This window comes from Marinomonas epiphytica (genome assembly GCF_054780655.1).
Genome location: NZ_BAAGVX010000006.1, coordinates 70,106 through 80,902 on the forward strand (window position 1 = coordinate 70,106; position 10,797 = coordinate 80,902).

The window sequence follows — 10,797 nt, forward strand, 5'->3', positions numbered from 1 at the left end:
GGGCTGAAGGCCCCTCTGGCCGAAAAACTAATTTAACTGGATTAACTGTTGACTGTTTTTGACTTGGGGAGCGCCATTGAAATCAAACTGGTTGTTAGTAGGAAGGCGAAAGAAATCCAGAGACAGTGAATGAGCCCATATTCTTGATAGACCCAGCCCGAAAGAAGTGTGCCAATTAAGCGCCCCATTGCATTGGCTGTATAATAAAAGCCAACGTCCATAGAGACGCCATCTTTACTGGCAAACTCGACGATCAAGTAACTGTGCAACGAAGAGTTGATGGCAAATACAGCACCGAACAAGATTAGCCCAGTAAGCAAAATAAATAACCCATGATCACTGTAAGTCAGGCCAATGGCAATAAAGGCTGGCAGTGCTGTTAATAATAACGCCCAGAAGCTTATTTGAGTTGCAGATGGAATTTGTTGTTTATTTTTACCCGTAATATAGGGTGCGATGCTTTGTACAAAACCGTAAGCAATGACCCAGCAGGCTAAAAAGCTGCCTACACGCCAATGATCCCAATTGAATTGGCTACTTAGGTAAACCGGTAGTGCGACGACAAACCAGACGTCTCGAGCTCCGAACAAAAACATTCGAGCCCCAGAAAGAATATTGATTTCGCGGCTTTTAGAAAATATTTCCGTGAATTTGGGGTTGTTTTTCGACTTACCCATATCCTCGCCAAGTTGCCATAGGCTGTAAACCCAAACAAATAACAGTGCAATGGCCATTATTAGAATGGCTTTTTGGAAGCCTACCAAAGTGAGTAATAATCCACCGGCAAAAAAACCTAGCCCTTTTAAAGCATTTTTAGAGCCAGTCAGTAGAGCGACCCAACGGTAGAGCTTAGAGCTCTGATCTTTAGGAACCAATACTTTAATGGCACTTTTGGCACTCATTTTGTTTAAATCTTTGGCGATTCCTGACAGTGCTTGTGCGGCCATCACCCAAATGACAGACAAATAATTCTCTGGAACCAGTAACATACCTAGAGCGACAATTTGTAGCCCTAGGCCCATGTTCATGGTGCGATTTAACCCCCACTTGGCTCCTAGCCAACCACCAAATAAGTTGGTTATCACGCCAAAAAATTCATAAAAAATGAATAACAGGGCAATATCCAGAGCACCGTAACCTAACCCATAGAAATACAGGACAACGAGCATGCGTAATGCACCATCGGTGAGAGTGAAACACCAGTAGTTTCCAGTGACAATCAAATATTGTCGAACACTATGGGAAAGCTGAGATAGCATGATTCGGTTACCGCTTATGATTAAAATGTTTTGATTCTATAGGTCGAGTAGACCAACTTTACGAGCAAGTTCAGCAGTGCGATTCGCGTAGCCCCATTCGTTATCGTACCAAACGTACATTTTAAGTTGAGTTTGATTGATAACCATGGTGCTAGGGGCATCTACAATGCAAGAACGTGGGTCTGTTTTGTAATCAATAGAGACCAGTGGACGTTCTTCGTAGCCAAGAATGTCTTTAAGCTCGTTAAGGCTGGCTTGGCGCATCAGGGTATTTATTTCGTCTTGGCTTACCGGTCGATCTAGCTCAAAAACACAATCTGTTAATGAAGCATTAGCAAGTGGTACCCTTACGGCATGTCCATTTAGTTTCCCTTTTAGCTCAGGGAAAATATGAGTAATGGCAGTAGCTGAGCCTGTAGTCGTGGGTATTAAGCTGCTCCCGCAGGCTCTTGCGCGTCGTAGATCCTTGTGTGGAGCATCAAGAATGGTTTGTGTATTTGTAATGTCATGAATGGTGGTGATAGAGCCATGTTTAATGCCAATATTTTCATGCAGCACTTTCACGATAGGTGCTAGGGAGTTTGTTGTGCAGGAGGCTGCTGTGACAATAGGGTGCTCGGCTGGCTCGTAAAGGTGGTCGTTAACCCCCATGACAATATTCAACACGCCTTCTTCTTTGACTGGTGCCGTTACGACGACACGTTTAACTCCTTGATCAAGGTAGGCTTGCAAGAGTTCTTTGGATTTCATTTTTCCGGTTGCTTCAATCACAACATCGCACTGAGACCAGTCTGTGTCGGCAATGGCTTTATTTTGACTGCATCTGATGGTCTTGCCATTAATAAGAATGTTGTTGTCTTGGCTAGTTGCGTTGTGCTCCCAGCGGCCATGGACTGAGTCGAAGTTGACCAAGTGAGCAAGAGTTTCGGCGTTACCAGCAACATCATTTATTTGTACGAACTCGATGTCTTGCCAATTGAAGGCTGCGCGAAAAGACAGTCTTCCCATTCTACCGAACCCATTAATACCAACTTTGATCGTCATGTTTTTGCCTCTGTTTGGAGTGAGTGTTTGTTAGATAGGAAAAATGATAAAGAGTCATTTTATATATGTAAATCCATATATGTTAATTTTCATATATATTTAACAAGACTGTCTTAATTGAAGGCCTTAATTGTGGTGGTTGCAAACTGACAGCAGGGTAGAATCGGGGTACACTTTACACATACTTTAACTATTTCTCGTGCTGTTGTAAGGAATGAAATGTCCGAGCTTACCTTAAAGGTGTTTCAACGATCTGTTGTATTGGTTTGTGCTGGTTTACTCATGGGGTGTCAGTCTTTATTGAACTTTGACTCTGTTTCTTCCGTGCAGAAATTAACGGAGCAGATCAAAGAGGCGGATGACGCTGAAGATATCAAAGCTATCGCGAAACAAGCGAAGGTGAGCCGTGACCTCATACGCGCAGATATAAAAGCAATTAAAGCTTTATATGCACAGCTTAATGAGAAGGTGAATGAAAAGTGGGGGAAGGAAAACTCAGAATTACCCGATAAGAAAAAGTATGTGAAGTATACTAATAACTATCAGGCGCGTACTTTGGTGGATTTTGACCGAGGTGTGGTGCGAGTAGAAACGATTGCTCAAACAGATCCCTTGGCTAGTTTAAGAGAGGCTGTTGAAACCACCTTATTAACAACAGCAGACCCGAGTAAAACAGATATTTTCTCAAGCTCAGCGCCAAATACTCAGGGAGAACCTTTCTTGTATCCTCAAGTATTAGATCATGATGGTGTTGTGGTTAGGTATCAATGGCGAGCGCAACGTTACGCCAGTTATTTGAGCCAGAATAAAGTACAGACCTCACAGCAAAATGGACAAACCGTATACTCTGTTGAGTTTCCTCTTGTTGAACAGCATCAGCACTTACGCCAGGAAAAGTATAGCGATTATGTGCTGGCAGCGGCTAATAAATATGGCCTTTCTCCTGCATTAATTTACGGAATTATCGAAACAGAAAGCTCGTTTAACCCCTATGCTGTGAGCCCAGCTAATGCCTATGGTTTAATGCAAGTGGTGCCTGCAACGGCTGGGCGAGATGTATACAACTTGGTGAAAAAGAAATCGGGTGAGCCTAGCAAAGAAGTGCTTTTCACCCCTGAACAGAATATCGATATTGGTAGTGCGTATTTGTACTTGTTGCAAACACGTTACCTTGTGAAGGTGACTAACAAGGTAAGCCAAGAGTATTCTATGATTTCTGCCTATAACGGTGGTACTGGTAATGTGCTTAAAACGTTCAGCTCTGATCGAACAAAAGCCATGAATATTCTGATTGAAACACCTGCACCGACCGTGTATCAAAAATTAAGGTACGATCATCCCCGTGCTGAATCTCAAAAATATCTTGAAAAAGTGACCAAGGCTAAAGCTAGGTACGAAAGTTAAGCCAAGGTGATTGCACCTTGGCTATTTGAATCATCGTAATATGAGTAGTGGAATGGTGCTTTCAATGATCATTTTATTTGTGTTGCTGCCAACAAAGAACTGCCTTACTTTCGAGTGAGCGTAAGCTCCCATTGCCATTAACTCAATGTTGTTTTGGTCTCGGTAGTGGGTTAAAGCAGAGTAAATAGCCCCAGGTTGAATGGACGAAACAACTTGAAACCCTTCGTTTTCCAGTAATTGCTGAGCGGTTTGTAATTGCTGTTGTCGTTCGGGGGTATTTTCTGCAGCCATTACTAAGTGGCATTTTAAACCTGTTAATAAAGGGCTTTGCGCAATCTTTCGAATGGCGTTGTTAGCGGCTTCTCGCCCGTCGTAAGCAATCATGAAGTTGCTTGGTGGAGTGAACTTACCTGTGGTAATTAAAATAGGACGATGTAGGCCACGTGCAGCGCGCTCGATATGAGAACCAATGGTATGAGCGCTCATGGGGTGATGGCTACCGAGCCTGCCTAAGACGATCAAGCGAGTTTCTTCCTCGTAATCGATTAGGGTTTCCACTAAATCTCCATGACGCTGAAGCTTTTCTATTGCTTGCGCCCCATCTTGCTTGGCAAATGCTTCTGCGTTTTCAAGAATTAATTTGCCATGTTCAAGTGCTAATTTTGCGCGTTTTTCATCTAGCTCTATAAGTTCTGACAGCAAGTGTTCACGACAGCCAAAGCCAATAGAGCCAGATAAATCCTCCTGACTTCTAGGCGGTGTTTTTTCTAAGGAGTGTAACAAGGTTAAGGGGGCTTGCAGCCTTTTTGACGCCCAGGTCGAGGCGTGAGTTATATACTCTGATAACGCTGAACCATCAATGCATGCCATCACTTTTTTCATTGTTATACTCCTTTGAGGCTTAGTGGCCGCTCATAAGCTTTTCCACTTCCTCTGGTTTGTTATGAACGCCAAATCGATCAACTACTGTGGCGCTGGCTTCATTCATGCCAACTACGTCAACGTCGGCGCCTTCACGGCGGAATTTAATGACGACTTTATCCAGTGCTGAGACAGAAGTGATATCCCAAAAATGCGCAGCAGATAAATCAATAGTGACCTTTTCTACCGCTTCTTTAAAGTCGAAAGAGGCCGAAAATTGATCTGAGGATGCAAAAAACACCTGGCCAACAACTTTGTAGTGCCTGTGGTTATCGGTTTGGTTTTTATCACTTTTTACGACCATAAAGCGGCCAATTTTGTTGGCGAAAAAGAGTGATGCCAATAGTACTCCCACAAAAACACCTAAGGCTAAGTTATGAGTAAAGACAACAATAGTAACGGTCGCCAACATAACAATGTTAGTTGATAAAGGGTGTTTTTTCAGGTTGATAACGGATTCCCAAGAGAAGGTGCCAATTGATACCATGATCATAACCGCGACTAGGGCGGCCATGGGGATTTGTCCGATAAGGTCGTCTAGGAATACCACCATGATTAGCAATAAGAAGCCTGCAATGAAAGTAGATAGACGCCCACGACCGCCGGATTTAACGTTTATGACGGATTGGCCGATCATGGCACAGCCCGCCATGCCTCCTAATAATCCGGATGCGATGTTTGCAATACCTTGGCCCTTACATTCACGGTTCTTGTCACTGGATGTGTCAGTGAATTCGTCGACAATAGTAGCGGTCATCATAGATTCAAGTAACCCCACCATGGCAAGACCAATGGCGTAAGGCAAAATGATCATCAAGGTTTCTAAGTTCATTGGCACATCTGGCCACAAGAAAACGGGCAAGGTATCTGGCAATTCGCCCATATCGCCCACGGTGCGAATGTCGAGTCCGTAGCTCATGGAAAAAATAGTCAGCAATACAATACAAACAAGAGGAGAAGGTATAGCCTTACCAATAACGGGTACATAAGGGAAAAGGTAAATAATACCTAGGCCTACAGCGGTCATCGCGTAGACATGCCAAGTCACATTAGTTAACTCAGGGAGTTGAGCCATGAAAATGAGTATCGCTAAGGCATTTACAAAGCCAGTGACTACCGATCTGGAAACAAAGCGCATTAATGCTCCAAGCTTAATATATCCCGCAATAATTTGAATCACACCTGTAAGTAAAGTGGCAGCTAATAAGTATTGCAACCCATGCTCTTTTACTAAGGTAACCATTAATAAGGCCATGGCACCTGTGGCGGCTGAAATCATTCCTGGGCGGCCGCCTACAAATGAAATCACTACAGCGATACAGAAAGAGGCATATAGCCCAATTTTAGGGTCAACACCGGCAATAATGGAGAATGCAATGGCTTCTGGAATCAAAGCTAGCGCAACAACGGTACCCGCTAAGGAGTCCCCTTTAATATTTGAGAACCAGTCTCTTTTTATCGAATCGATCATTCATAACCTTCTGAAATAGAGAAAATTTTGAGGCCTAGGTAAGGGCTCAAACTTACTGTTTTTTGGCGTTAAGCCAAGATGCCTTGTCCGACATTGCACCGAAGAAAGGCAGTCGTATGGTGATTGAGATTTGTTGTCAAATTATATCATGTAATTATGACGTTAAAAATAACGATTCCATAGGAAAGCATTAGCCCAATAAGAAGATTATGAAAAACCATATGTAACGGTGGGTAAAGTAAAGGGTGGATTTGTTAAATACTTGTTATTAAGTGTTCTTATTGTACCAAGGTACAATAGCGGCTTTGACTAACCCCATATATATTGAGTGTAATCGAAAAAATTTATTCGCAGTTTAATCTCTTGGAGAGCGTTATGAGCGACAATCAAACATCAGTAGAAGCAACTCAGAAGCCCATTGGTTACGTACAAATTAATGAAGAGGGCGCCCAAGTAGAAGTCACATCAGCCGATGGCACGGTCCGATTTGTCGAAGACGGCGGGGTGGTTTATTACGGTGATACGATCAATGCAAATGGCGCAACCGGTGTAATTATCTTCTTTGATGGCAGTATTGAAGAAGTGCCATTTGGTGAAGACTCTGTTGTAGAGATTACTGGCGAGGTATATGACACAGAAGGTCTTGATCAACTCCAAGAAGACTCTGTAGCAGAAGCTGAAGCGCTCCAAGATGCCATTTTAGCAGGTGAAGACCCGACTCAAATTCAAGAAGCGCCAGCGGCAGGTGAAGAGGCTGGGGAATTTGACGATGGCAACAGTGTTGGAGTGGATGTTGCTCGTAACAATACAGGGGTTACGACCAGCTTTGGTTTTGATACAGAGGGCGGTACATCAGGGCTGAGCCTACCGACCTTTGGTTACGATACCGATAATGATTCTGGCGGCCTTTATACTGCCCGAGTCAGTTTCTCCTTTACTGGTGAGTCAAATAATCGCTCAAGCGATACGGATAGTTCTGATTCAGGTTCTATCGGTACTAGCGGTGATGCCCCTTCTATCGTTTTTACAAGCTACTTTGTTGACGGGCTAGTTAACGGTTTGTCATACACGACGACTAGTGGTTTGTCTGGCATAACAGGGTCTGATGGTGATGATGGTTCATTCAATTATCGCGATGGAGATACGGTCACTTTCTCAGTAGGTGGTGTGGTTGTTGGATCCGTCACCTCTGAGGATATCGACGGCCAATTCCTCTTCCTGCAAGATATCGCTGACACTGGTTTAAAAGATGTTAATGATAACTACGTTGAGAATATGGCTATTTTTTTGCAAGCCATCCAAGAAGGGTTAGCAGACAGTGATACTGGCACCAGTGAAGATGATGGTGTCTTACAAACTAATGATCTAGTGAATTATGATGAAGTTAGTAATGTTATTAGTATCTCTCAAGAAACTCGCGATGCTTTAGCGGATGTGAATTTAAATATTGAGCAAATGGATAAAGAAGATTTATCTGATTTGCTAGCGACTCTAGGCATTGAATTTACTCGTGATTCTGAGGCAGTGAATGGTGATGGAGATAACGTCTTTGAAACCATAGCAATGGAGCACGTTGCTGAAAATATTGAAACATTCGCAGGTGATCGAGTGCCTGAGGAATTTGATGCTCGTGAGCAAGATGTTATTGAGTTTAATGAGGGTACAGTTACTTATAATTATCTTGATGTAAAAGAAACCGGGCAGTTGACCTTTAGTGCATCCGACCTAGCAAATGGTGTAACGGTAAATCAAGTATTTTCAGAAAATTTAGCGGTCTCTAATGTTAGTTTAGGCGAAGCTTTTCAGGGCCTTGGCGAGTTAGTGGATAATGGTGATGGCACCTATACAATTAATATCGCTGAAGACAAGCTAGAAGGACTTACGCCTTATGATCTTGAAGGACTTAACTTCGACTTTACGGTGAATGACTGGACGGCCGAATATACACAAAGCTCATCGGCCGCTCTGGATCTAAATAAGTCACACCTCTCAACAAACATCTCTGAAGCAGTTAATGAAGGTGACGACTACGCTCAGTTTACATTGTCTAGCTCCCTAACCTTTGATGAAGCTCAATCTCTCAATATCACATTTACCAGTGAAACATTAAGTGATGCATTAGGTAAGCAAATAGCCGAGTACGCTGATGACTTTAGCATGCCATTTGAATACTCAACGGATGGTGGGGAAACCTGGTTGTCGGCCACACTTAATTCTGTTGAGTTTATTGGGGATGTCGCATGGCCGACTTTTGGTATTGAATTGCCAGCCGACGCGAGCTCAATTGATGTTCGTATTCCACTATTTGATGACGTAGCAGTTGAGGGTACGGAATTTTTAGAAGCTGTAATTACAGGTGATAACTTCTACGATGAGCAGATAAGCATTGAAATTGAAGATAACGACACGGCCGATGTCACTGTACCCGTTGTATCCATTGATTATGTTTATGCTATAGAAGGTCAAGAGTACGCTGAGTTTACTGTGTCACTGAGTGAGCCTTCAAGTACAGATGTAACAATTGATTATGATGTGCTTGGTGTGGGAGCAACAGCTGGAGAAGACTACGAAAATGCCACAGGAACAATAACTATTCCTGCGGGGCAAACATCCGCTGTCGTACAGATTCCAATTGTCGATGATATTGAAGTCGAAAATATGGAAATGGCGTTTGTTACCTTGTCAAATGTGACGGGTGATGCCGTACTTGGCGATATGCAAGGATCGTTACGTATTTTTGATAATGACGGTGAAAGTAATCTTAATGTTACTTTATCTTTAGATGATATTACTGAAGACAATATTTTAAATGCGAGTGAAGATGATGCTACCTACGCTGTGACAGGGCGTTTAGAGGGAGATGATTTTTCACTTGCAGTTGTTAGTCTTAACATTAATGGACAAACGTTTAGCGTTAATACCACCAGTGATGGCGAGTTTACTATTGATGTGCCAAGAGAAGTGTTGGTTTCTGATGGTGACTTGACTATTGAAGCCAATGCGATTGCATATAATGAAGCCGGTGATAAAGGTGTTGCAACAGAAAATCACTCCTTTGAAATTAACGTGGCTCCAGAGGCTGAAGATGCCGTTGATAGCTTAATAGAAAATGAAATCGCATCCGGCACAATTAATGTTACTGATACAGACCTTGTTGATCAGGGTAATTTGACGTTTTCAGTTGTCGGTACAGCGCCAGCGGGCTTCAGTATTGATGAGTCTGGTAATTACTCTCTTGATACCGCCAGTTATGACTACTTATCTGAAGCAGAGATTCAAGATGTCCTTGTTGAAGATACGATGGGGAACCAAGACGTTGCTCAACTAACATTTACTGTGACTGGTACGAATGATTTGCCAACAGTAGAAGGGCTGTCTCAATTTATTCTTGAATCCGCAGTCTTTAATGGTCAAATAGACGCAGAAGATGTGGATGTTCCTGATGGGGAGTCATTAACATACACATTAAGTGAAGAGATTGCAGGTCTAACGATTCATGATGATGGTAGCTATACCTTCGACGCTGCGGATTATGCTTACCTAAAAACAGGTGAATTGCTAAATTTAAGCACCACTTTGACAGTGACAGACGAGCAAGGAGCATCAGCTACTGCGGTACTGACTTTTAATGTTATAGGCATTAGTGTTGGAGCTATCATTGCTGGTGCAGATGTAGGTAGTGTAGCAGAAGACTTGCAATCGGTTGCTACGGGTACATTAACCATAAGCGACGCTGACGCAGGAGAAGCAAGCTTTGTAGAGCAAAGTGATGTTTCGAGTACATTCGGTACATTTTCTATTAATGAAAATGGTGAGTGGACTTATAATCTAATAGACACGCCTACTATTCAAGGATTAGGTGTTGGGGCAACACTTACAGATACTATTACAGTGACTTCTGATGGTGGTGATACACACTCAGTTACTATTACCATCAATGGTACAAACGATGTGCCTGTAATAAACGCAGCAGTAGGTTCGACCTTAACCGAGAACCTAGCAAGCGAAGGCGACACAGTGGCGACCTTCACCGCTTCTGACCTAGATGGCGATACTGTGACCTACAGCATCACCAGCGGCAACGATGCTGGCTACTTCTCCATCGACGAAGACACTGGTGTGGTGACCTTAACCGCAGCCGGTGCGTTAGCACTGGGCAACGATGCGCTGACCGACACGGACATCACCCTGGGCGTGACCGCTTCTGACGGCACAGCAACCTCGGATGAAGCGACCGTGACCATCACCCTAGATGGCGTCAACGACGCTCCAACCATTGATACAGCAACGGGTTCGACGTTAACCGAGAACCTAGCAAGCGAAGGTGACACCGTAGCGACCTTCACCGCTTCTGACCTAGATGGCGATACTGTGACCTACAGCATCACCAGCGGCAACGACGCTGGCTACTTCACCATTGACGAAGACACCGGTGTGGTGACCTTAACCGCGGCCGGTGCGTTAGCACTGGGCAACGATGCGCTGACCGACACGGACATCACCTTGGGCGTGACCGCTTCTGACGGCACAGCGGACTCTGAAGAGCAGTTTGCTACTATTTCCCTTTCTTCTGTAGACGATGCCACTGAGTTGGCGATCACCCTAGGCGATGCCTTGGTGGAAGAAACCACCGAAGCGGGTGCCATCGTAGCGACCTTCGCAGCGAGTGACGAAGACGACACCGTGACCGTGGACTTC

At 43.8% G+C, this 10,797-nt stretch carries 6 protein-coding genes; 2 read left to right on the forward strand and 4 right to left on the reverse strand.

Annotation, left to right across the window (positions count from 1 at the left end; genetic code table 11):
- Positions 1-41 precede the first annotated feature (41 nt).
- On the reverse strand, positions 42-1,259 hold the full coding sequence (gene arsJ / locus ACYVGZ_RS03210; RefSeq protein ID WP_460751121.1) for an organoarsenical effux MFS transporter ArsJ: 1,218 nt from the start codon (positions 1,257-1,259) through the stop codon (positions 42-44).
- Between the two features lie 36 nt (positions 1,260-1,295).
- Positions 1,296-2,303: an ArsJ-associated glyceraldehyde-3-phosphate dehydrogenase gene (locus ACYVGZ_RS03215; protein WP_460751124.1), complete on the reverse strand. Its 1,008-nt coding sequence runs from the start codon at positions 2,301-2,303 to the stop codon at positions 1,296-1,298.
- A gap of 219 nt (positions 2,304-2,522) precedes the next feature.
- Between ACYVGZ_RS03215 and ACYVGZ_RS03220 the strand changes: the two genes are divergently transcribed.
- The gene (locus ACYVGZ_RS03220) at positions 2,523-3,707 is read left to right on the forward strand and encodes a murein transglycosylase domain-containing protein (RefSeq protein ID WP_460751127.1); all 1,185 of its coding nucleotides are present in this window, start codon (positions 2,523-2,525) and stop codon (positions 3,705-3,707) included.
- Positions 3,708-3,737: 30 nt separating this feature from the next.
- On the opposite strand, the gene ACYVGZ_RS03225 is transcribed toward ACYVGZ_RS03220, so the two are convergent.
- The gene (locus ACYVGZ_RS03225; RefSeq protein ID WP_460751130.1) at positions 3,738-4,589 is read right to left on the reverse strand and encodes a universal stress protein; all 852 of its coding nucleotides are present in this window, start codon (positions 4,587-4,589) and stop codon (positions 3,738-3,740) included.
- A 19-nt stretch (positions 4,590-4,608) separates the two neighbouring features.
- Entirely contained in the window at positions 4,609-6,099 is a 1,491-nt protein-coding gene (locus tag ACYVGZ_RS03230; protein ID WP_460751133.1) for a SulP family inorganic anion transporter, read from the reverse strand.
- Between the two features lie 375 nt (positions 6,100-6,474).
- Here ACYVGZ_RS03230 and ACYVGZ_RS03235 point away from each other — a divergent pair.
- Positions 6,475-10,797, forward strand: a 4,323-nt coding sequence (locus tag ACYVGZ_RS03235) for a retention module-containing protein (protein WP_460751134.1), incomplete at its 3' end; no start/stop codon positions are given.